This window comes from Pedobacter sp. R20-19 (genome assembly GCF_000708265.2).
Lineage (GTDB): Bacteria > Bacteroidota > Bacteroidia > Sphingobacteriales > Sphingobacteriaceae > Pedobacter.
In genome coordinates this window covers 250,507-273,773 of sequence record NZ_JCKI01000005.1, presented here as the reverse complement: position 1 = coordinate 273,773, position 23,267 = coordinate 250,507, and the positions used below count along the sequence as shown (strand labels likewise).

Annotated in this window: 18 protein-coding genes; 2 read left to right on the top strand and 16 right to left on the bottom strand. The window is 36.5% G+C overall.

The annotated features are described in order from the left end of the window. Positions 1 to 135: 135 nt before the first annotated feature. The 9 genes from AN34_RS13025 to AN34_RS21670 form a co-directional block, all read right to left on the bottom strand. Positions 136 to 2,565: an outer membrane beta-barrel protein gene (locus tag AN34_RS13025; protein ID WP_029286106.1), complete on the bottom strand. Its 2,430-nt coding sequence runs from the start codon at positions 2,563 to 2,565 to the stop codon at positions 136 to 138. Further along, entirely contained in the window at positions 2,546 to 3,850 is a 1,305-nt protein-coding gene (locus AN34_RS13020; protein ID WP_082468398.1) for a radical SAM protein, read from the bottom strand. Before AN34_RS13020 ends, AN34_RS13025 begins: the two co-directional genes overlap by 20 nt. Positions 3,851 to 3,872: 22 nt before the next feature. Next, positions 3,873 to 4,403, bottom strand: a complete 531-nt coding sequence (locus tag AN34_RS13015; protein WP_029286102.1) for a hypothetical protein — start codon at positions 4,401 to 4,403, stop codon at positions 3,873 to 3,875. A gap of 9 nt (positions 4,404 to 4,412) precedes the next feature. Then, positions 4,413 to 6,608: a peptidase domain-containing ABC transporter gene (locus tag AN34_RS13010; protein WP_029286100.1), complete on the bottom strand. Its 2,196-nt coding sequence runs from the start codon at positions 6,606 to 6,608 to the stop codon at positions 4,413 to 4,415. Next, positions 6,601 to 7,881, bottom strand: a complete 1,281-nt coding sequence (locus tag AN34_RS13005) for a radical SAM protein (protein ID WP_082468397.1) — start codon at positions 7,879 to 7,881, stop codon at positions 6,601 to 6,603. Before AN34_RS13005 ends, AN34_RS13010 begins: the two co-directional genes overlap by 8 nt. Positions 7,882 to 7,895: 14 nt before the next feature. Next, a complete protein-coding gene (locus tag AN34_RS13000; RefSeq protein WP_082468396.1) occupies positions 7,896 to 9,158 on the bottom strand; it encodes a radical SAM protein in 1,263 nt (420 codons plus the stop codon). Between the two features lie 84 nt (positions 9,159 to 9,242). Continuing rightward, complete coding sequence (locus AN34_RS12995; protein ID WP_029286094.1) at positions 9,243 to 9,629, bottom strand: hypothetical protein; 387 nt, start codon at positions 9,627 to 9,629, stop codon at positions 9,243 to 9,245. Positions 9,630 to 9,637: 8 nt separating this feature from the next. Beyond that, complete coding sequence (locus AN34_RS12990; protein ID WP_051666518.1) at positions 9,638 to 10,672, bottom strand: 2OG-Fe(II) oxygenase; 1,035 nt, start codon at positions 10,670 to 10,672, stop codon at positions 9,638 to 9,640. 72 nt (positions 10,673 to 10,744) lie between these two features. Then, positions 10,745 to 10,921 carry a hypothetical protein gene (locus tag AN34_RS21670; RefSeq protein WP_157263305.1) on the bottom strand — a complete coding sequence of 59 codons (177 nt, stop codon included), beginning with the start codon at positions 10,919 to 10,921 and terminating at the stop codon, positions 10,745 to 10,747. A 220-nt stretch (positions 10,922 to 11,141) separates the two neighbouring features. Between AN34_RS21670 and AN34_RS12985 the strand changes: the two genes are divergently transcribed. Next, entirely contained in the window at positions 11,142 to 11,864 is a 723-nt protein-coding gene (locus tag AN34_RS12985; protein ID WP_029286092.1) for a LytTR family DNA-binding domain-containing protein, read from the top strand. Between the two features lie 195 nt (positions 11,865 to 12,059). Here AN34_RS12985 and AN34_RS12980 read toward each other — a convergent pair whose 3' ends face one another. Further along, on the bottom strand, positions 12,060 to 12,326 hold the full coding sequence (locus AN34_RS12980) for a hypothetical protein (RefSeq protein WP_029286090.1): 267 nt from the start codon (positions 12,324 to 12,326) through the stop codon (positions 12,060 to 12,062). Between the two features lie 213 nt (positions 12,327 to 12,539). Between AN34_RS12980 and AN34_RS12975 the strand changes: the two genes are divergently transcribed. After that, positions 12,540 to 13,253 (top strand): DUF3891 family protein, encoded by a 714-nt coding sequence (locus AN34_RS12975; protein ID WP_029286088.1) that lies wholly within the window; start codon positions 12,540 to 12,542, stop codon positions 13,251 to 13,253. A gap of 89 nt (positions 13,254 to 13,342) precedes the next feature. Here the strand turns inward: AN34_RS12975 and AN34_RS12970 are convergent, their stop codons facing one another. The 6 genes from AN34_RS12970 to AN34_RS12945 form a co-directional block, all read right to left on the bottom strand. Continuing rightward, positions 13,343 to 15,298, bottom strand: a complete 1,956-nt coding sequence (locus AN34_RS12970; RefSeq protein ID WP_029286086.1) for a glycoside hydrolase family 97 protein — start codon at positions 15,296 to 15,298, stop codon at positions 13,343 to 13,345. A 230-nt stretch (positions 15,299 to 15,528) separates the two neighbouring features. Further along, positions 15,529 to 16,722, bottom strand: coding sequence for a glycoside hydrolase family 76 protein (locus AN34_RS12965; RefSeq protein ID WP_231625549.1), 1,194 nt, complete (start codon positions 16,720 to 16,722; stop codon positions 15,529 to 15,531). A gap of 146 nt (positions 16,723 to 16,868) precedes the next feature. Next, entirely contained in the window at positions 16,869 to 19,223 is a 2,355-nt protein-coding gene (locus AN34_RS12960; protein WP_029286082.1) for a GH92 family glycosyl hydrolase, read from the bottom strand. A gap of 21 nt (positions 19,224 to 19,244) precedes the next feature. Then, positions 19,245 to 20,453, bottom strand: a complete 1,209-nt coding sequence (locus AN34_RS12955; protein WP_029286080.1) for a glycoside hydrolase family 76 protein — start codon at positions 20,451 to 20,453, stop codon at positions 19,245 to 19,247. Between the two features lie 49 nt (positions 20,454 to 20,502). Further along, positions 20,503 to 21,630: a SusE domain-containing protein gene (locus tag AN34_RS12950; RefSeq protein ID WP_029286078.1), complete on the bottom strand. Its 1,128-nt coding sequence runs from the start codon at positions 21,628 to 21,630 to the stop codon at positions 20,503 to 20,505. 13 nt (positions 21,631 to 21,643) lie between these two features. After that, positions 21,644 to 23,266, bottom strand: coding sequence for a RagB/SusD family nutrient uptake outer membrane protein (locus AN34_RS12945; protein ID WP_029286076.1), 1,623 nt, complete (start codon positions 23,264 to 23,266; stop codon positions 21,644 to 21,646). Position 23,267 lies beyond the last annotated feature (1 nt).

Below are 23,267 nucleotides of genomic sequence, written 5' to 3'. Positions count from 1 at the left end.
TATTTAAGTAATAGATGATCTGAATGGGATTTAGCTTTAATAAGCCAGAAGTGGGCTGTAAAAATATTAAATTTTGAGATCAGGCATTACATAAAAATAAATTATCGCTCTCTTCACGTGCTCATTTCGCCATTGCTAATTTGTTTTTATGCGGCCACGCTCCTCTTTATTCATATTATTGATATTTTTATTTCTAACTTTTTTTGCACCAAAAGTATACGATAGATTTAACAACACACGCCTGGTATCGCGTCCACTTTTTAATTGATAATCCATGTTGGCATAATCAGTAATTACGCGGGTTATCCTGGTTTTAAAAACATCATCAAATGAAAGTTTGGCATTCAGCTTATTAGAAAAGAATTTCTTCTGAAGACCTGTATTCATAAAATACACCGGTTTAAAATAAAAGATTCCATTATAAGCCGCAGATCGGTAATTAAAGGATAAAGTGGCGTAAAAATTCTTACTTATTTCAAAATTTTGCTCCGTAAAAATATTCAATGTAAATTTAGCATTATCTAAAGTTTCACCAGAAAGTTCAGATTTATAATTATTCCTAAAGCCTTCCAGGTAAGTATAACTATCCCACCATTTTGTAAACGCAAAAGGCACCGACATACTTAAACTAAAATTCTTAAGTGTATTCAGGTTTTCTAAGGTTGAATAAGTTATTTTAGATTCATCATCTTGTTGTGTAATCTGTGTAATAACATCTTTGGTATTACTATAACCAGCAGTAAAGGTGATTTCTTTAAAAGTATAACTGAATTGAAAATTATCAGTAAATTGTGGTTTCAGATATGAATTACCTACGGTATAAGTATATTGATCATTATAATAAACAAAAGGATTAAGATCCTGATAATTTGGCCTGTCAATCCTTCGGGAATAGTTTAAATTAATTTGATTATTGGCATTTATTTCTTTTTGAATAAACACACTTGGAAATATATTAGTGTAAGACCGATTAACTTTTGTATCGTTGGTTATTGAATTCGCATTAGAATTGGTATGCTCAAGTCTCAAGCCTAATTGAATAGTATAATTTGCAATTTTCCTCGATAAATTTAAATATCCGGCATAAATATCTTCATTGTATTTAAAGTAATTAGACCGGTTTACATTACGAATAAATTCATTGTTTACGATAGTACCAAATTGATAATTATTGTCTGATTTAACATTAGAATATTTAGCGCCTGTTTCATAAGTAACAGCTAAAGGAAGCTGCCCGTTTAGGTCTGCCTGTGTAGTAAAAATATTAATTTTAGTGGGCGTAATATTTTGAACTAACTCCGGATTTCGCCGTGTATTACCATTTAAATCATAATAACTATTTAACAAGTTGCCTAACCCATCCCTGGTATAATTAGAATAATTAACTTCGGTATGCAGTTTACCCCCGCTGGTGTCAGTCTTAATTTCATAAGTTATTCCAGTCCCAAACAGCCTGGTTTTATTATTTTCTGCATTATTAACCAATATAGATGAATCTAAGCGGCTGGGCGGAGTTGCAATTTGGGTATTATTGATTTCATCAATTTTATTGCTATTGGAGAAACCATCTAAAGAAAATCCAATCTTGTTTTTTTCATTAAGATCAATTGTACCATTAAAATTATAGGTATGACCAGCATCTTTAATCTGGCCTTCACTTAACTGACTAAAATTATAAATGTTTTGGCTGTTTAAAACCCTACGATTTAAATCTGAAAACCGAAAAGTTTTATTATTGGTATAAAAATAAGATCCGGATAGACTAATATTTTTTTGATTTACGGCAAGGCTAATACCTTCATTGTTTAAAAGGTATTGACCAAAACCAACTGTTGAACTGATGGAGGCTGAATAAAGATCCCTGAGATTTTTTTTGGTATTGATGATGATGATTCCTGAATTTCCTGCAGCATCAAATTTTGCTGAAGGGTTAGCTATAATATCAACTGTACTAACGTTCGTGCTTGGCATAGATTTTAACATATTGGCAAGATCTGAAGCAGATAAGTAAGATTGCTTTCCATTGATGTATACCCTCACACCTTGTTTACCTCTCAATGAAATATTCCCGGTTGCATCCACAGTAAGTCCGGGAAGTTTTTGTAGCATGTCAATTACACTGCCACTATTACTCACGGGGCTATTTTCTACATTAACGGTTATCCTGTCATTTTTTTGAATAACAAAACGTTTTTTACCAACTACCTCAACATCCTTTAAAGTCGTTTTCTCTTCTCGTAAAATGATCTTTTCAAAATTTGGCGGATCGGAGATTGTAAAGTTATTGGAAACATAATTTTTGAAACCAACCAATGTAGTTATTAAGTATAATTGCTCTGTTGAACCAGTAGATAAGCTAAGTTGAAAATTTCCTGACTGATCTGTTACCGCATAAGTTACTAATGTAGAATCAGATGTTTTCCTGATGGCTACATTTACGTCTACTAAGGCCAGCCCCAGCCCATCAAATATCTGACCTTTGATAAGTTTTATTTGTGTATAACCTGAAAATGAAAGTGATAGAATAAAAAAAGTTAATAATAGTTTAGGCAATATTCTTCTCATAGATTTGATCGGCTTGTTTAAATTTCTCCAGCAGGGCCAGATAAGTAGGTTCGGCAGTTACATTCATTTTCTTGATGATGCTTTTTCTAACATCAAGATAGGTTAATTTTTTAATTTCCAGAACTGCTGTATCAACAGGATCAAGACAGTCAATAATCGCATTTTGGATATGAGTTATAATTCTCGTGAGGTCTTTGCAATATACGGAAGGGTTGTTAAATCCATTCTGCTTGCTGTATCTGTCAGGCAAAAAGCCACCTCCACACACATTTTTAATTGGGCAACAGCTACATTGTTTACATAACAATTGGTGGCTCATACTATAAACCTGAGCCAGTTCATTTTCCAGAGCTTCGTCAATATCATGTGTGGCTACATTAACGCCATTTTTTGTAAACCCATTTCCGCAGGCTTTTAGCGAATCAACAGCCTCAATCCCTCCGTTGGTTTCGATGACTAAGATTTCGTTTTTTTGTCCGCCCAGATATTCAAATGGCACATCCATACCTAAAATGCAAGCGATTATCACATCAAAAAAACGTATTTCAGGCCTTGGCTTTTTTTCATAGAACCACTGATCGAATATTTTAACGAGCCAATCCCCATATGGTGTAGCTTCGAAATTTATATCACCTTCATAAATACTTAAAGGCTTTTCCTCATGAATTTGATGAGGTAGAATAAAATCAACGCTTTGAACACCAAGGCTTTTAAAATGATTGTATACTTCCGTTGGATCTGATTCAACATTAATAACTGATAAAATATTTGGCGAATAATTTAATGCTTTAGAACGCTGTGCGATTTTTAAACCACTCACTATTGCCTTATATGATCCTCTTCCTGCGTGATCCACTCTAAATTTATCATTCGCCGCTGGTGTTCCATCTAAACTTACGGCTATGAAAATATTAAGTTTAGCGAACAGATCACACCATTCATCACTAATTAAAATACCATTTGTTTGTAAAGTATAGGATATCTGAATATGTGGGGGTAAAATTTCTTTAACTTTCTGAATGAATTTGATAAAAAATTCTGGCCCGGCGAGTAGCGGTTCACCTCCATGAAAACTAAAATCAAAAATCTTAATATCATGTTTAAGACAATGTTTTTTTATTCTGTTTAATAATGCATCTACTGTTTTGTCGGACATTACCTTGGGTTGTTTCTTGTAAGTATCATCCCCAACATTATACATGATACAGTACGAACAATTTAAATTACATCTACTCGCGATCTTTAAAACCACGAAATTACATTTTAACTTTGCTGCCTCTTCCATATTGCGCCTTCCTTAAATTAGTTTACCATAAACTTGCTTCAAGTTTATCTTTAATTGAAAATCTATCATTCGCCAATTCAACTGTAAATAGCTTCTGGGATAACTTACTATCCGTAATCAAAAACTTCTGCAGGTTAGGATTAGGAGTTATTTTTGCATCCGCAAAAATGTAGTTCTCTTTAGTTGATACACTCAGAATATTTCCGAAGAACTGATATTTTCCTGAAACATCTAAAAATGTGATATTTACTTTTTTAATATGACTTAAATAAAGTTTATTAAATTGATTAAGATCAAATTGAAGCTGACAGATTAGATTTTTATTATTTTTATTTAAAAAATCTGAGCCTGATAGGTTTGATTTATTTTTTGAAGTGATTATCCTTGCCTGTACAATAATATTTTTCGGATAGGGTGTAATGGAAATCATGGATCCTACGGCAATAATAGTCGATAATAAAATACCCAGGCAGTACCATAAAATTTTCTTTGGCACTCCCCCAATAAGTTCATTAACTTCATGTGTTGTAAAACTAAGTTTTGAAATTTCCATATGATCATGTTAATTTGCCAGTTCCAGTTGATTTTTTACAAGTTCGTAATAGGCACTGCGTTTGGTGGTTAAGGAAGAATGGTTTCCTTGCTCGATGATTTTTCCTTTTTCCATTACAATAATCTGATCTGCGTTTTTAACAGTACTTAAACGATGAGCTACCACCACAACCGTTCTTCCTTTAAAAAATTGATTTAAATTATTGATGATGACTTTCTCGTTGTTGGCATCCAGCGCATTTGTTGCCTCATCAAATAAGATCACATCAGGATATTTATAGATAGCCCTTGCAATAAGTAAACGTTGAGTTTGCCCCTGGCTAAGCCCTATGCCATCCTGACCTATCCGCGTATTATGTTCCAACGGGAGTGCACATATAAAGTCATTGCAATTGGCCAGGTTAATCGCATTTCTTAAATGATTTTCATTAATATGCTCCTCCAGCGCAATATTTCTTGCAATCGTATCGGCAAAAATAAACCCATTCTGCATCACTACCCCACATTTACTCCTCCATTCCGCGCTATCTAAATGATCAAGTTTGTGATCATCAATGGTGATAAGTCCCTTTTGCGGACTGTAAAATTTCAGAATTAACTTAAGTAATGTAGTCTTTCCACTGCCACTGGTACCCACAATAGCTGTTAATTTCCCTGCCGGAATTTTTAGTGAAAGATTTTCAATTACCGGCTTAGTTTGTCCAGGGTAACTAAAAGATACGTTATTAAAATTGATAGCCTTATGATCAATATCTGAGCTGAATATTGAAGGTAAATTTTCATCTTCCTCATCTTTTTTAAGATGAATTTCGCCTAACCTTTCTAAACTTATCTTCGCATCCTGAAGAGAATAAATGAAATCAATAAGATCATATATTGGTGCACTTATTTGGCCAAGAATATAGATGATGGCCATCATAACTCCAATGGTCATGTTACCATCTATAACCGCTTTTGCAGCAATAAAAGTAGTTAGTATAATCTGGAGCTGACCAATTAATCTTGACCCACCATGCTGCAACTGCTTTAAGGATACAATTTTTAAGTTAGTTTTAAATATTGCAGCTTGAATTTTTTGCCATTGCCAGCGTTTCATGCGCTCAATATTATTTAACTTAATTTCTTGCATACCCGTAATTAACTCAATAAGTATGTTTTGTTCGGAGGTTAATCTGGAAAAGAGCTTATTATTTAAATACCTTCTTTTTTTTAAAGAACTTAATACCAATGCAAATTCAACAACAGTTCCTGAAAACACGATGAGAAAAATAGTAAGATTATAATAAAAAAGTGTTCCACCCAGAACAAGCACAGAAAAAAAGGAGAATATGGATGTTAAAAGATAATTGGTAAAAAAATCTTCAATCCGCTTATGATCTCTGATTCTTTGTGTTAAATCACCTGTTAACTTAACATCGAAAAAAGAGATTGGAAGTTTCATCAGTTTAAAAAGAAAATCCGAAATAATGAAAATATTAATACGGACACTGATATGCACCATGATAATGGAGCGAATATATTCTACAGATACCAAGCTAACAATTAGGATAAGCTGAGAACATAAAATTAAATTGATGAAACCGATATTGCGGTTACCAATTCCATAATCTATAATGGATTGTGTTAAAAATGGAAATACAAGCTGAAGCAGGCTACCAACCAAAAGTGTTAGGCATACATAGATTAATGGTTTCTTAAACTGCATTAAATATTTAAGAATAAAACTGACGTTTGCCTTATTTACTGTTGTTTCTCCTGTTTGAGAAAAGAAATCGGGTGTCGGATCAAGAAGCAGTAGAATTCCCTTTTCAATTCCATGTACAATATCACAGCTCCAGCCTCTTAAGAACTCTTCATAACTGTAAGAAATTAAACCAAATGATGGATCAGCAACGTAAACTTTTTTATCTGATATTTTATAAATAACAATAAAGTGGTTCTGATTCCAGTGTGCAATTGCTGGTAATGGAGCTTCTGCCTTAAGTTTTTCAAAATCTACTTTCACTGCTAATGACCTGAAGCCAACATGCTCTCCAATTTGACTGATACCGTTAATAGATATACCCTCCTTAGAAAGATTTCCTTTTTCACGAAGGGTTTGGAGTGAATATTCCTTTCCATAAAATTTAGCCACCATACGTATACATGTAGGTCCGCAATCCTTAGAATCATATTGTTTATAAAATGGAAATTTCGATTTAAACATATTTATGGCTTTTATTACGGAATCCCATTAAATAATCCGTCCACTCTGGTTCACCTGATATTGCGTTTTTTTGTTCAATCATCAGCTGAGCTTCTTCATATCTTACCAATTGCAGATTTAGTTCTTCAAAAAGATGCGTTGGTATCTCTCCAAAAACTACATTTTGTATATGTGTAATCAACTTAAGCAGATCATTACAATAGATTGATGGATTATTAAACCCATTTTTATTACTAAACCTATGTGCTAAATAACCTCCCCCACAAATGTTTTTTACAGGGCAGTTCATACATTGTTTACAAAGCAATTTATGGCTCAGATTGCAAAGCTGTGCCAGCTCTTTATCAAAAGCATCACTTATTTTGCTGGTTAAAATATTGGCATTTATTTTAGTAAACCCATTTCCGCAAACTTTTAAAGAATCTATAGGTTCTATACCTCCGTCAGTTTCAATAACCAACACCTGGTGACTGCCTACGCCCAATGCGTCATTTCCTTCATCTGTTCCTCTACCTAAAATGAGCATCATAATGGTTTCAAAAAAACGAATTTTTGGCTTCTGGCCTTTCTCAAGAAACCATAGGTCAAATATTTTAATAAGCCAATCTGCATAAGGTGTCTGACTTTCAAGCAGTGAATCCCAACGTGGTGTATTATGCGTGCCATCAGGTAAAATGAAATCGACATAACCGATCTCAATTGATTTTAAGAAATTATAAGTGGTAAGAGGGTTTGTTCCAATATTAATAAATGTAACGATGCCAGGTTTATTATTTAAATAGGTATTGGCAGTTGCATAACCTTTTATAATTGCATCGAACGAGCCATTGCCTTTATGATCAAGCCTGTATTTATCATTCTCATTTTTATCTCCGTCAAGACTGATTCCAATACCGATATTTAACTTTTCAAATAACTCACACCATGCTTTTGTTATAAGCATTCCGTTTGTTTGAAGTTTGAAATTAGTTTTTATACCCTCTGGCAATATCTCTTTGGTATTATTAACAAAAAATTCATACAACTTTGGACTGGCCAGCAAGGGTTCTCCTCCATGAAATACAAAAGTGAATTCATCCAAATCATTTTCAATGCAATGATTTTTCACCTCTTTTATTGTGGATAAAATCACTTCTTTACTCATAAATTTAGGCTGATTTTTATAGGTACTATCACCCATATTGTACATATAGCAATAACTGCAATTTAAATTACACCTGCTGGCTATTTTTATTACAAGATGTTTGCATATTAATTTCCCGGTATTTACCATATTCCTGTGTTTGTTTAACCTGCAAATAATTCTAATTCCTTATCTTCTACTTCAAGCAGGTATTCATTTGCTTTCAACATTTTTTCCGCTTTTTCAAAGCTTAAGCGTATAACACCAGCTTCTTTTAATAATGCTTCAGGAATGGCATCAAATAATTTATTTTGAATGTGAGTTATTAATTTTAGCAAGTCTTTGCAATATATAGAGGGGTTATTAAAACCATTTACCTTGCTAAATCTATGTGGAAGATAGCCACCACCACAAATATTTAAAATGGGGCAAGCTTTACAAAACTGACATGTTTTCTGCCCACTAAGGTGGAATAACAAACCCAAATCGTTATCAAAAGCTTCATCAAGTTCATTACCAATAACATTGATTCCAATTTTGGTAAAACCATTTTTGCATATCTTCAATTGACCAACTGGCTCTATGCCACCATTGGTTTCAATTACCAGCAGTTCTTTGTTTGTACCGCCAAGTATATCGCATTGATCGCCTTTACCTAAGATTGCACTCACTAAAGATTCAAAAAGATTAACACCAAAAGGTTTTTTTTCGGCGAACCACATGTCAAAAATCTGAATGAGCCAATCAGCATATGGCTGATCGGAAAGGTAATCCGGTTTCAATGGAGGACTATCGTAATTGGCATCAGGTATAAGAAAATCTACATTATGTGGATTGATTTTTAGAAAATGATTATATACTTCAACAGGGTTTGATTTGATGTTGATCACCGATAAAAGTCCGGGTGGATTGAGCAATTTATCTGATGCCATAGCCGTTTCAATGCCCTTTATGATATCTTTATATGATCCTTTACCCGCATGATCTATACGGTACATATCATTAATTTCAGCTGTACCATCCAGACTAATGCCCAAATGAATATTTAATGTGCCTAGTAAATTACACCATTCATCATCCAGCAAGGTACCGTTGGTTTGAATGGAGAATATAGGTGTAGTGAAGGGAAGTAATATCTTATTTGCCTTGCTCACAAATTTTTCAAAAAATTGATGCCCTACCAGTAGTGGTTCACCACCATGAAAATTAAAATCGAAGACCTCAATACCATGTTTTACACAGTGATTTCTCACTTTTTCCAGTAAGGCATCAACTACCTGGTCAGACATTATTTTAGGCTGATTCCGGTAAGTACTATCACCAAGATTATACATATAACAATAGGTGCAATTTAAATTGCATCTACTGGCTATTTTTAGTACAAGCAAAGCGCATTTGGTTGCAACAGAACTATCTAAAGCTTTCATAAAATTGCGTTTATTTGGTGATATACAGATATAGAATACTTGTATCTGTAGTTAGAGAGTATTAAATCAGTGCTGAATGGATAACTATTTTGTATCCTTTAATAAGGAGACTTTAATCTGTGTTATAGCCTCGCCATTAAGGTATTTGTCTTTTATAACAGCTGTTTTATAACCATCTGCCGAAACAGATATAGATGTTTTTCCTCTACTCAAAAATAATCTGGTTGAGTGTCCGTATCCGTTATCAATTTTAACACCGTTAATGAATAGTTGATAGTTACCAATAGAGTCTCGTGTTTTTAAATCCACGCAACTTAAGGCAGTATTATAAATACCTAAAGGCTTTTCTCCTGACGATTTTATTTCAATCCGGCTTCCGGTATAATTGCTGACATGAATGGTTTTATTTTGTCCATGACCAAATAGATAGAAGGCAAAAATATTTAATATAGTAAACAGGTATTTCATCATGATTAGTTTTAGTGAAGGGGTTTATTTTTAATCCAGATATTCATCGCATATTTAACGCCTGAAATAACTGGCATTCCGCAATGCGCTGATTCTATTAATGGGTTTTGATTATCATCAAGATTGTAAAAAAGCAAAGCAGTTCCTTTTTTAGGTTTTATCTTTACATCAATCTCTGTAAAGGAAGTTTCACCACCTATAAAATCATCGTTAAGATAGACTAAAATGGTTTTACCCCTTTTATTAAATTGATCTCCATCAAAATGAGTCTTGTATTCTTGTCCGCTTGCATACCTTACACATTGTATTGCTTCCATTTGATGAATAGAAACCTGCGCAAATTCTGCAGCTTTTTCATAAATAAATTGGATAATAGATTGCTTATGATCATTTTTTAATACGGTACTGAAACTTGTTCTCAAAGCAGACTTTTCAGTGCTATCATCCTTATTTAAAAGTTCTACAAGGCTTCGCTCATAACCAGACTGTTCTTCAGAAATCCGAATCACCTCATCACACTCTTCAGTACTTAAAAAGTGATCTGTTAAATTTAATGTTGTGATGTATTTTTTTGCAGATTCATAACCAGGTGTAACGCTGAATTCATCTTCATTTAATCCATTAGACTCGAATTTACAGGTAATTATAAATCCAGTCCATCGCTTTTTCAGTTCGGTAATTGATTCAGTTTTTACAAGATTATCAGGTCCTAAATAAGTAATGTTTAAATCATGAACATGAAGTAACGTAATATATACCCCATTTTTTCCATTACAGGAAATATGCCCAATCGCTGGGAGTGTTTGGGAAAAGATTTCCTGTGTTTGAATCTCTTTCACTTTTGGAATTCCATTACACCTTACAAGCAGTTCTACCATGCTATAGAGCGAAATATTTGGAAAACCTGCTACCTCAATCATATAATTTCTAATTACATAACGAGGAATATGATGCCCGTAAAGAGCTAGTAAGTTATTGATCGCTACATAAGTATCATTAAATATGATATCGGAAGGAATATGAGTTGTTTCAGTATTTAATAACATATGATCAACAAAGCAAGATTTAAAAGATTTTAACAAGCAAGGCAAGTAAATCAGCCTTGCTTGCTGTGGTTCTTAAAGAGCAGTTTCTACTTCTTTTTCTTTTGGTTTAGTACCACTTCCCCAAGAAGCTTCAAACCATGCACCACCAACAACTTTTTCACCAAGATCTCTTAGCGTTTCGTTTTCGAAGGCTGCAAAAACTTTTTTTGCCACATCCTGCTTTTCAGGACTAATTGTGAAATTTTCCATAATTTCCAGTTTAATTAGTTAGGAGATTTATTAATTATAATAAAGATATACCTTCAATAACGTATAGAAAAATTTTGTCGTGAACAGCAATTATTTCAGACTAAAAGGACACAATGTTAGCGTAAAGGGAGAATTTACAAAACAATATTTGTAGTATTTAAATACTATCCATATATTAGTTTAATTCAAATTTGTATTATTATCACTATTTGCAAAGAAAATGAGAAATACATATACAAGTATTATTATAGATGATGAATCTTCATCACTAGATCTGATTTCAGATTATATGAGATCACATAACGATATTAAAGTGATTCATAAATTTAATAATCCATTAATGGCATTAAGTGAAATCAGGAAATTGAGTGCGCCTATTGATATTTTATTTATAGATATTGAAATGCCATCAATGAGTGGTATCGAATTGGCTACGTTGATTAAGCATAAAATCAAAAAACTGATATTTATTACCGCACATACAAAATATGCGTATGATACTTATGAGTTAAATGCAGATGGTTATTTATTAAAACCATTTTCTGAGTTGAAATTCTCACAAATTTTAAACAAAATCTTGCCACCACCTGATGATCAAATATTATGGGCAAAAGAGAACAACAATTTTATTTTACTCAAAGTTAAAAATCAAAGAAATAAGTTAATCAGGATTAACTTAAATGATGTTATTGCCATCGAATCACAGGATAAGGAAATTAAGGTTTATATGATGAATAATGAAGCAATTTTAGCCCGGAGTTCACTTTTACAAATGATTAAATTACTGGAGCATAAAAAGGATTTCATTCGTATTCATAAGTCATTTATCATCTCTCAACAGCATATCAAAGGAATTGAAAGAAAATATGTTTTCCTAAGTATGAATTTAAAACTGCCCATTGGAAGGTTATACAAGGATTTTTACCGTCAAATTTCAAATTGATATAAGAAGAAATTAATAATATTCATTAAAAATAGTCTTAAAAAACATTTAACTAAATTTCCAATCTTGCTAAGATATATCTACCAGTTGTCTTAGGAATTTCCTGACTAACAAGATCTATTATTTATCAATTAAACTGAAGGCTTTTAAAATGATTCAGCCAACCGTGTTTCAGAAGTTTTTTTCGAATTGACATTACTTTTTTCTATTGTCTTTTAATTCCTGAAAAGTCTGATAGAATGTTCCTTTTATCCACTGATTTCGCCTAAGGTCAATAAGATCTGTAGCAATGAGATAATCTCCGTTTTGGGTATTTAAGATTAGGGTAACATTATCACGAATTTGAGTTTGGAATTTTCCATTATCTGCATCGAGTTGTGATTTTGTACCCATTGCAAAAAAAGCGAAGCTGGCTAGTGATAAACCAATAAGTAGAGACTTAGTGTCTATAATAATTTTCATTTTAAACAAAGATTTGCGTGTATACACAAGATATCAAATTTGATTGGCATAATATATAATTCGGCTGAGACATCAAAAAAGTTACTGTTGACTTCAATATTATGGATTTCACTCAGAGTTCTTATTATATAATGATTAACCACTGCAGGCATTTTTTCAATTCCTTAAACTTAAATCTCAAGGTCACTGTTATAGACAGACAGAGGTAAACACATGATTATAAATTATACAGAAAAAGGATGGCAGATTATTACTCAAAGAGGACACGGATTACTTGCAGGGCAAATTTGTGCCAGATGGAAACTATCGGATCAACCTTCGAGATGGACAGAAACGTTAATTGCTACGGCTGAACATGATGATGTATACAATGAGTTTGAGCAAAATCCGCTGATAGATGAGAATGGCGCACCCATTAACTTCATAGAAACTCGGTTTGATTTGGATGCGTCCACACGATTGATGGAAATGGCCCTAACGAAAAACCGGTTCATTGCCCTTCTCATTAACAGACATGTGAGGTTTACCCATGGCCAGGACCCAATGGCTCAGGAATTCATTTCAACACTTAAGAAACAGGAAAGACTCTGGCTAAAAGAAGCTGAAGCTACTAAAAAAGAACTTGATATGGCATACGAGCTTTTGGAGTTTTGTGATGCATTCTCCCTACTCATTTGTCAATCATCTATTCCGCCTGAAGGTCGACGGATCGAAATTAGTTGTGGACCTGATGGCACCCCATATAACCTCTATCAAAATAAAAAATCCATCATCGTAGAACCATGGCCATTTGAAGTTAATCAGTTTGAGGTAAGTTTTGAAACCAGAACAATCAAGAAACTGCAATTCAAAAACGATGAAGAGTTCCGTTTAATGCTCAAAAAGTGTGCGGTTGAAAGGTTAACTATTGTGATCGCAAAAATGTAGTAAAATCTTAGCCTGTATTTAATAAAACTGAAATAATTTTTAACCAAGCGTGGGTGTTTATTTATCAATCATCTTAGTCTTTTCTTTAGTTACATTTCTGTGATCACAGCCGCAAAACCACCATTTCTACTCATTTTAATAGGAATAGCTGAACTAGAGTTTACATTCTGATCACTTTTTTTATAGTCCATTGCCTGACGGTTAGCATTTATTCCATCTGCATATGAAGTCATTTTGTACGGTTTACCTTTTATTAAAAAATTAAGATCAAGGGTAAGATCTCTCTGTTTACCATTAGTGATGCCACCAATAAACCATTTTTTACCTTTTCTTTTGGCTACTACAGCTAATTCACCAACTTCAGCTTTTACCGCTTTTGTTTCATCCCATGTAGTAGGTACCTGAGTAATAAAATCTGTACATTCCTGATTTTTGTAATACAATGTTGGGTTATCACAAAGCATTTGCACACCACTTTCAAAGAGCACAAAAAGTGCAAGCTGATATGCCCGGGTTCCTACACTGGCAGAATTTGGTCGTTTCCCACCGTAAACTTCAGGTTGCATATTAATCATTGCACCAGGTGTAAAATCCATAGGGCCAACTACATTCCTCATAAATGGCAAGTAAATGGTATTATCTGGTTGGCATCCTTCCATTTGTTCCATACCTCTCACGCCTTCATAAGAAATAACGTTGGGATATTTTTGCTCCAATCCCTTTGGACTGAATGATCCATGAAAGTCTACCAGAATGTTATATTTTGCTGCTTCACGTGCCACCCGTTCATAATAGTTCACCATCCATTGATCATTTCTATCCATAAAATCAATTTTTACGCCTTTAATTCCCCATTCTGCAAACCTTTTAAATAAATCCATATTTTTTTCTACAGTAAGCCAGGTTAGCCATAAAATAATATCTACCTTTTTTTCCTTACCATACCGAATAAGTTCATGAAGATCTACTTTTTTGTTTGGGATATAAGGGTTATAAACACTCTCCGCCCATCCTTCATCCATAATGATATAGGGAATGCCACTTTTGGATGCAAAATCAATGTAATACTTGTAGGTTTCCAGGTTAAATCCAGAAACAAAGTTAACGTCATCACCATAAGGAGATGCCGCATTCCACCATTCCCAGCTTACCTGTCCAGGTTTGATCCAATCCGTATTTTTTAATTCGGATTTTGGAGCAAGCTTTACCGGAAGTGTACTTTCCAATAATTCACGATCATCTTTTGAGATGATAAAATATCTCCAGGGATAAGTTCTTGTAGCGTTCGTTTCAGCGATATAATCAGCTTCCTTAGTGATCCGCATAAACCGATCTTCTTCTTGTTTATCTTCAAGTGCTACTTTTGAAAAGGCAGCTTCCATTCCCTTAACACTATTCCCTTTTAAGAAAAGACAAGGATAATCAGTAAGATCTGTTTCTGCAAAGAGGATTTTAAATCCTTTTTGGGTATCTATAAGTGCTGGCAATGTCGCCATTTGGTTAGACACTTTCCACTTTTTAGCAGCGATATGGAGGTAATTTGTTTCGTAATTTGAAGTAAAATCTTTAGCAGGCTGTACATGCAACAGGTAATCATCAGGTAGATTCACCATCAATTCTTCATTCATAATCTTCACCTTTCCATTTTTGTCGCCTTTAAAGTTAGTTATAAAACGATAGGCAATGCCATCATTATAGGCCCGAAACTCTACAGCATATCCATTGTTAAAATTCAACAGCACAGTATTGCACAGGTCATCTATTGTCGAAAATTTCATGGGGACTACAGGATTGAACTTCCGGGATATTTGCGAGAATTTACTACCCTGAACTTTTATGTTTTTGATGGAAGACAGATGACCAGCATCTATACCCAGGTTGCATTTTTCAAGAAGCAGAATATTGTCCCTGTAGATGCTGTAATAAATTCTATCCGATAGATTTATCTCTATCTTTACAGTTCCATCAGGAGATTTCAATTCAACCCCATAAACAGTGATCTTCACCATCACTGAGAACAATAAAAACAATAAAAACTTTTTCATATTGATGTCAACATCATGTATCATAGCATATGAACAACAATGCCAGATTTGATTTTTTACGATTATAAAATTTAATATCTAATTTGTGCTTCTTTAAAAGACCAATAATAATTCTCGGTAATGATTAAAACAAGTTTTAATGATCTCTTAAGCTGTCCTTCACTGTAAAAGTTACATCTATCAGGACCGTAATGTGCAGGTTTGGTTTCATCATACAGTCCACAAATAAATCAATTTTCGGGGGCTAACAAACTCATTCTGGCATACAGCTCTGCAATGCAAGCCTGATCAAGCAACCATTTGGGTCTCTTTTTTGACGCTTCATCAGTTGCCCATTTCGCTGTTAGAAAACCATACTGATCAGCTGATTTTTTCCATGCCTTATCTAAATCTGAGGCTACGGCATTGATGTAAACCTGATTTTGATTAAGGTGATAAAGTGCCTCATAACCGCGAAATAAAACCGTAACAAACCAGGGTAAATCGATATTGAAATGCCTGTCCAGGCTTTTATTCTGATTAGAGAAGAAACGATATGAATTTGCTGCCACGAGTTCAGCTTCCTTTAAATATTTTGATTCTTTGGTGAATTGATAAAGCAGTACGGAAGCTTCCAGCATTGATCCTGTATTGTAAGTATAGTAAACCTCATTCGGCTTACCATCCATTTTAACATCGTTGTAATAGATCCCATCCGGATTTCTAAGCGTATCATGCATCCAGTTATAAAACTTCTTACCCCAATTCAGGTAAACCGGATCATTTGTACATTGATATAGTTTCAATGCAGCCAGTGTAGACATTCCATTGCTGCAAGCTGGCTTCTGGTCTTTATGGCCTTCCAGCCAATACACTCCACCACCCAACTGATCATCCCATCCGCTTAAAATAAAATCAAAAACCTCCTTTGCTTTGGTGATATACTTTTGATCTTTTGTATTTAAATAAGCTTCCAGATAATCGATGCAAACCAGCGCGTTATCATCGTAATACCGGTCTGATTTTTCCAGTGTTGCCGGATAGGCCTGATAACCAACAGGTGTCCGGGTGGTATCACGGTAAGCCCAGACTCCAGTGGTTAGTGTATCCAGGTATTGATTATATTTCTGTTTTAAATCAGGAAACCGCACCAGCACATTTGCTGCGGAGAACATGCCTGAAAATGGCCACAGGAAACTAACCGCTTTGGCGTCTACATTTGCACCCTGAAAGTAATCCAGTGAAACCTTTTTTCCCGATGGATAATTCTCACTGAACAAACCAGGATATTGTTGCACCCGGTAATGCTGCCATATTTTTTGGAACATGGCATCTGCCCTATCTTTGTATAGTGCATTGTGTTTTGTCTCTTGGGCGGCTCCATTCAAGCAAAAAAACAGGCTTAAGAAGAAAAAGAATGGCTTCATCACGGAAATTTTTATCATTTTATGTATCCATTTATATTATGAATATGAATTAAGTTCAAATTCGTCATTGGAGGCACGAAGCAATCTCCTTTATAAGAAAGATTGCTTCGTCGCTGAAAAAGCTTCCTCGCAATGACGATGACAAAAGCATGGAAGCCTGATTTTTATTGTGCTGATGGCGGCGGCAATTTTACTCCCCAGTTTTGATTGGGTTGATTACCCATTTTTAAGGTCAATGTTCCACCCTTCATCAGTTCATCCCGGTAAAGCCATGCATTGTTCAGCACTTTACCGTTCCACGTTGCAGACTGTACATAAACGTTTTGCTCCGAATTATTACTGGTTTTGATCAGGAGTTTCTTCCCGTTACCGAGGCGGATTTCTGACTGATCAAAAACCGGACTTCCAATTTGAATGGTTGGTCGGGCATCGGTTAATCCTTTTACATCGAACAAACCAATGGAAGCCATTACATACCAGGAACCTAACTGACCCTGATCTTCATCCTGTCCATATCCGTAACCATGAATACTTTCGGTTCCATAAAACTCATCACAGATCGCCCTGGTCCATTTTTGTGTTAACCACGGGGAAGAAGAATAGTTAAAAAGCCAGCTGATGTGCAGGTTGGGCTGATTTCCATGATTATAAAGCGATTGAATTCCTGCAAAAGCATCAATCGTTTTGCCACCGCCGAAAGCATTTTTCTGCGAGGTTTCGAAAATATTATTCAGGCGTTCATTAAAAGTTTTTGTTCCTATTTCAGCAATTAGACCTTTTGGATTTTGAGGCACATAGAAAGTATATTGTGTGGCATTGCCTTCCTGAAAACCCCTCCAGGCTTCCAGGGGATTAAAATTATCAATAAACTTTCCATTCTGGTTTTTTGGCCTGATCAGTTTCAATTCCTGATCAAACAGTAATCGCCAGCCGTTCGATAAACCTATCAGCTTTTTATAATCTTCCGGTTTGCCCATTTGCTTGGCCAGCTGGGCCGCAGCAAAGGCACTGTAACTGTATTCCATGGTATGAGAGCCGGAAAAATGCGAACCAGTAGAATCCGTTTTATCGGCATCCAAATAAGGCACATAGCCGTTTTGCACAAAGCTTTTGGTATCGGTTTTCCCTGATCCCACCAACCTATTTTGATAATTCAGTTCATTACCCAATACTGCTTTGTAGGCTAAATTTAAATCATAATCCCGGATTCCGGCCTGATAAGCACCTGCTATAGCCAGACCTACAAAATTGGTTCCTACTCCCGATACAAAATTGCTATTGGCTATTCCGTCACCAAACCAACCGCGTTCTTTATAAATCTCCAGTTGCGTGTGTACAAAATCATTGTAATGCGAAGGATAAGATAAAGCCCAGAGTTGTGTAATGTTCCAAAAACCACCCCAAATGGCATCAGTATTCATAAAATTATAACTGAATTTACCATTTTGATCTTTTGGCAGTTGCCCTATAGTACCATCGTGCCTGGGAAAGTTTCCGTTGATGTCGCTGGCTATTCCCCTTCCCAGTAAGGCATGATACAATCCGGTGTAAAATTTCACCAGATTGGCCTGATTTTTACCTGAGACTTTGATTTTAGCCAACTCATTCTTCCATTCCAATTGAGCAGCTTTTTTAGCCCCATCAAAATTTAAATCAGCAGCTTCAGCCTGCAAATTGAGTTTTGCATTTTCAACCGAGGTATAGGATAAGCCTACTTTGATCTCTACACTTTCATTCGCTTTGGTTGGATAACCTAAAAACAATCCTGCTCCAATCCCTGAAGCTATTTTTGTATTGGTATTGGTTTTCTCCTGGTTGAAAGCACCTACACTGGCTGGCTTTTTATTAAGCTCGCCATAAAAATACATGGCTACCCGCCCACCTTCATCATAAGTTTTAACATATTTTGGATAGGTGATCACGAAACCTTCAAAATGCGTATCATCTGTCATTTTAATGGACGCATCTGTTACCGGACCGCTTTCTCCCTGAATGTTACCAATGGAAAGAATTATCCTCGACTGCTGATTTTCTGGAAAAGTGTACCTGTGGAAACCCACTCTTTTGGTGGCGGTAATCTCTGCCTTTATGTTAAAATCATCAAGCAATACCGCATAATAGCCAGGCTGGGCAATTTCATTTTTACGATCAAAAGCAGATCGATAACCACTTCCAGCCTGATCGAGCAAACCTGGCACCGTTTTGAGTTCACCTGCTGTGGGCATAAAACTTACTCCGCCTACCTGCCATTCGTGAAAATGCACAAAACCTTCAATGGAGTTGTGCCGTGTATCGTAGCCTACAGCTTCCCAGCCTTGCAGGTTTCCATAACTTCCATTCGTAGAAGGTGCAAGTTTAGCCATCCCGTAAGGCACGGCGGCAGGGGTATAAAAAAACCACCTGCTGTGCGCCGTTCCGATATTGGGATTAACATACTTCAATAGATCCTGTGCAAAAGCACACGGCACCACGAAGAGCGAGAGCATCAAAATAAGGAATGTTTTATTGGCCGTTTTCATAAAGTTATATCGTATAAAAAATTAATATTTAGAAAGGAGCGCCTGAATCCGCTGCATCCATGCCTGATCTACTGTTTCAATTTCGGGCGAACGGTTTTGCCCGTCAAAACCAGCGAAAAAATAATATCCGAAGGTAGTTTGATTCCGGTTAGCGATGTTTAACCTGTTGATATTTTCTTTTGCGTAGACCAGCCAGCTTTCATCTTTATCGGCTTCATACAGGCGAATCATGGCCTGCGATCCCCAGGCACACCATGCCGGGTTAATTCTGGTTTCATTGGTATTAAAAATATAACCTTTCCATGCAGCATTCCATAAAGTCATGTTCATGGCTTTTCCCAGGTTTTGCGCCCTGGTAAGATAAGCCGGATCATTCATAATTTTGCTGTACAAAATAAAAGCCTCTACCATGATGGCGTTATCATAGGTAAACTTATCCATATGTTTTTTGCCTTCGCCCGTACCATCAATTTTCCAGATGTATAAACCACTGATCGGGTCATACATTTTCGCATTCAGCCAATCATTCACCTGTTTGGCCCAATCCCGGTAAATGCTTTCTCCTGTTAAACTGTAAAGCTTTAAAAACAACTGCAGTGTGAGTCCATTGGTTTGGGTGGGTTTATCCGGTTTTAAAGTATTCCAGTAAAATCCGCCACCGTACACATTATCCCACAAGCCAGAATTGATTAACCAATCGCCGCAGGCTTTGGCTTTTGCCAGATAAGCTTGTTTGTCTGCGCCTGTCGTTACTTCATAGGCTTCCAGGTAAACCATTCCGCTCAGGGCGTTATCATCTACATATTTATCGCCACCAGCCCCGCTTCCATCCAGATTTACAGAAGCGAAATAGCCACCACGAAGATCTTTTTTATCCCACATGTTCTCCATAAATTTGAAAGTATTATTCATGTAGGCCAGGTGTTTGGTCTGTCCAATCCCTACCATGGCGGCATCAGCATAAATCTGACTCACGTTGTACCATTCATAACAATTGTTGGCATGGGTAGTGGTATTTGCACGGTAGCCGTAACTGGCAGTCAACAAATTATTCGTGGTAAAAGTATGTGTTTCTTGGGCCAGCTTCAGGTAATCAACCGATGCACCCGGGCCTGTAGTGGGTGGCACAACCGGGGGTGGCGTTACCGGAGCAACTGCCGAATCCTTTTTACAGGCGGCCCAAAAAAAGATGGACAAAATCAGCAAGGTATTTAAAATTATTTTTTTCATAAGTAGATTTTTAATCCACCGGTCTAAACCGATGGAGATAAAACATAGGTTATTGCGTAGTCACCGTATGGGTATAAGGTCCATCGGCATTAAGGCTTAGTACGACCTTAACATTCTTGTTATCAGCTGATGGATTAAACTTATAGGTGTTATTCCACTGATCATTGCTCACGGAGTTGAGGTAAAAATAAGCAGCACCCTGTCCCACCGGGCTCACATTATTTACATTACTGCTGCCCAGATAACGAATGCCTGCTGAAGTGTGCATGGCAAATTTATAGCGCTCATCTCTTCCCCATGAGAACTGATAAAATACAACAGGAATATTTCCCGATTGCCAGGTACCGTTGGAGGTATAAGTCAGCTGGCCTATTTCATTGCCGTAAGCCGACATGTATAAACCCAAACCCTGTACCTCAACAGCATCGGCCACGGTAGCCACGTTGAAATCATATTTTAAATAGTAAACTTTTGCAGCTCCGGTAACGGTAATGGTATTTGTGCCTTCTTTTACTAAAGCACCTTCGGTGAAGAATTTTCTGGCTGATGAGGTAGTTTGATCAACCAGTTGATAGGTACCTGGTTTAAGCGTGGTATAAATTTCGAAAATTCCCTCGTCCAGCTTTTTCATTTTAATAGCCTTGGTCTGATCATCGCCTGCTTCAGTCGCAGAGCCCGTGATATACAAGTTTGCGGGTAATTCCGCGAAGCCAGCCGGGCGCTCCACTTGCAGGATCCTGCTTTCCTGCCCGGTCTTTTTGTTGGTGGCTTTAGATGCAATCACCGTCCATTTAATATTTCCGGTACTCGAAGAATTGATCCCGCATAATGCGGCAATTTTGGTCAGGTCTTTATGCGTAATGGTTACCTGGGGTTGAACACCCGCAGCATCTGACAGCACTTTATACGCGGGTTTGGAGAAATCACCACTTTCCTTATCGAAAGCCACTTCGTATAGAATTAAGCCACCATCCTCTGCACTTGCAGCTGTCCATTTAAATTGTTGAGTAGCTTGGGCATCGGCAGGCGTTAATTTGATGCTTTGTTGATTTTGAGGCAAAGTTAAACTCCCTATAGAACTTAGATTTTCATTTAAATCTTTCTCCTCTTTTTTGCAGGAGCTGAGGGCGATAAAGAATAGCGCCAGCAAAACGAATGTTGTTTTCAGATTTTTCATATTGCTTGATATTTTAATAACCAGGATTTTGAGTTAAGTTTTTGTTCAGGCCGATCTCACTGGATGGAATTGCCCATAAATAATCTCTCTGCGGATTAAACTTGCGCTGCTGTGTGCGGATATAGCCATTGTCGATGTTTTGATCGGCAGCAAATTTGGCTCCGTGTGCGAAACCATTCATCGTGGTTTCGGCTAGTTTCCATCTTCTTAGATCATCCAATCTTAATCCTTCCATGGCCATTTCTGCCCGGCGTTCCCTACGGATCACATTGGTTAAATCGCCGCCAGGAAAATTCAATGCGGCAGCATCCGTAAAACCAGCTCTTGCGCGGAGTGCACCGATGGTTTTTGCCCAAACAGCGGCATCCATCTGTCCTAAGCTATTTTTAGCTTCTGCATAGGTAAGCAACACTTCGGCATATCTGAATAAATGCAGGTTATTGCCTGAAACGAAACTCGATAAGGCACTTGGATCGAAATATTTTCTCCAGTAATATGCTGTTGCAGACGCACTTTGCGAACCTGGCGAATATTCATCAAGCCCGGGCTGAACCGGATCGGTACCCGGTTTAATATAAATGGTTTTGGTGCTGTTATTCGGATTCACCCAGCTGTATCGATCATAAACAACAGTAGCCGTAAGCCGCGGATCGCGGTTGATGTAGGGGTTACTTTCCACATATCCAGATCCTGCTTCCTTAATACCTTTTCCGTTAAGCATCACATAGTCGTCTACCAACTCTTGTGTGGGTGCCATGTTGCTCACCCGGCCGCCTACAGTTCTCGGAGCAAAATCCCAGAAATTCTGCCAGGTTCTGATGGTGGGTACATATTGCAGCGATAATATACTCTCGTTATTGGTTTTATTTGTAGCCGGATCGCTAAACAATGCACTATAGTTTGGCGTGAGTGAGTAAGTTCCATAAGTTGCCTGGTTATTGATCAGTTTCTCACAAACCGCAATCACTTCTGCCGTTTTATTCCCTTCATATAATAAAGTTCTCATTTGCAAAGCCAGTGCAGCACCCTTAGTAATTCTGCCATTTTCATTTTCTGGAAGCTGGTCTTTACTCGGAAGATTAGGTATAGCACTTTCCAGCTGACTGATGATAAAAGCATTTACCGCAGCTTTTGATGTACGCGGAATCACCTGCGCTTCTTCAGGGCTCAGGTCATGATCCGGAAGCGGTACATCACCATACCATTTGGTTAAGTTAAACAGTGCGAAAGCCCTCATAAACTGGTTTTCTGCTTTCATCCTGACAATGGTAGCCGCCGGAAGTGTTTTATTCTGATCTACATTTTCCAGAAAAATATTGACCGATTTAATCGTGCTGTAATAACTGGCCCAATCACCTCTGAATTTCCCGGTAAGCGATGTGGCATTCCCGCTGGCAATCAAATTCAGGTCTCCAGAAGGTGAATATGCATTATCAGAAAGTGCTTCAGGCTCAAAGAATAATGAACTGTTGTACAGCAGACTATAATTGTTGTTTAAGGCGTTATTGACGTTTACATCAACCGTCCAGAAAGTTAAATCTGAAAACCGGTCGGTTGGCGCAATATCCAGTTTTTTACAACCCGCAAATACAAAGATTGCGATGGCTGTCAGGAAGATTTTATTTAGGTGTTTCATT

Bases quoted from the DNA above. Each gene is read 5' to 3' on its own strand.
- AN34_RS13025 (WP_029286106.1), bottom strand. From the start codon at position 2,565: ATGAGAAGAATATTGCCTAAACTATTATTAACTTTTTTTATTCTATCA.
- AN34_RS13020 (WP_082468398.1), bottom strand. From the start codon at position 3,850: ATGGAAGAGGCAGCAAAGTTAAAATGTAATTTCGTGGTTTTAAAGATC.
- AN34_RS13015 (WP_029286102.1), bottom strand. From the start codon at position 4,403: ATGGAAATTTCAAAACTTAGTTTTACAACACATGAAGTTAATGAACTT.
- AN34_RS13010 (WP_029286100.1), bottom strand. From the start codon at position 6,608: ATGTTTAAATCGAAATTTCCATTTTATAAACAATATGATTCTAAGGAT.
- AN34_RS13005 (WP_082468397.1), bottom strand. From the start codon at position 7,881: ATGGTAAATACCGGGAAATTAATATGCAAACATCTTGTAATAAAAATA.
- AN34_RS13000 (WP_082468396.1), bottom strand. From the start codon at position 9,158: ATGAAAGCTTTAGATAGTTCTGTTGCAACCAAATGCGCTTTGCTTGTA.
- AN34_RS12995 (WP_029286094.1), bottom strand. From the start codon at position 9,629: ATGATGAAATACCTGTTTACTATATTAAATATTTTTGCCTTCTATCTA.
- AN34_RS12990 (WP_051666518.1), bottom strand. From the start codon at position 10,672: ATGTTATTAAATACTGAAACAACTCATATTCCTTCCGATATCATATTT.
- AN34_RS21670 (WP_157263305.1), bottom strand. From the start codon at position 10,921: ATGGAAAATTTCACAATTAGTCCTGAAAAGCAGGATGTGGCAAAAAAA.
- AN34_RS12985 (WP_029286092.1), top strand. From the start codon at position 11,142: ATGAGAAATACATATACAAGTATTATTATAGATGATGAATCTTCATCA.
- AN34_RS12980 (WP_029286090.1), bottom strand. From the start codon at position 12,326: ATGAAAATTATTATAGACACTAAGTCTCTACTTATTGGTTTATCACTA.
- AN34_RS12975 (WP_029286088.1), top strand. From the start codon at position 12,540: ATGATTATAAATTATACAGAAAAAGGATGGCAGATTATTACTCAAAGA.
- AN34_RS12970 (WP_029286086.1), bottom strand. From the start codon at position 15,298: ATGAAAAAGTTTTTATTGTTTTTATTGTTCTCAGTGATGGTGAAGATC.
- AN34_RS12965 (WP_231625549.1), bottom strand. From the start codon at position 16,722: ATGATAAAAATTTCCGTGATGAAGCCATTCTTTTTCTTCTTAAGCCTG.
- AN34_RS12960 (WP_029286082.1), bottom strand. From the start codon at position 19,223: ATGAAAACGGCCAATAAAACATTCCTTATTTTGATGCTCTCGCTCTTC.
- AN34_RS12955 (WP_029286080.1), bottom strand. From the start codon at position 20,453: ATGAAAAAAATAATTTTAAATACCTTGCTGATTTTGTCCATCTTTTTT.
- AN34_RS12950 (WP_029286078.1), bottom strand. From the start codon at position 21,630: ATGAAAAATCTGAAAACAACATTCGTTTTGCTGGCGCTATTCTTTATC.
- AN34_RS12945 (WP_029286076.1), bottom strand. From the start codon at position 23,266: ATGAAACACCTAAATAAAATCTTCCTGACAGCCATCGCAATCTTTGTA.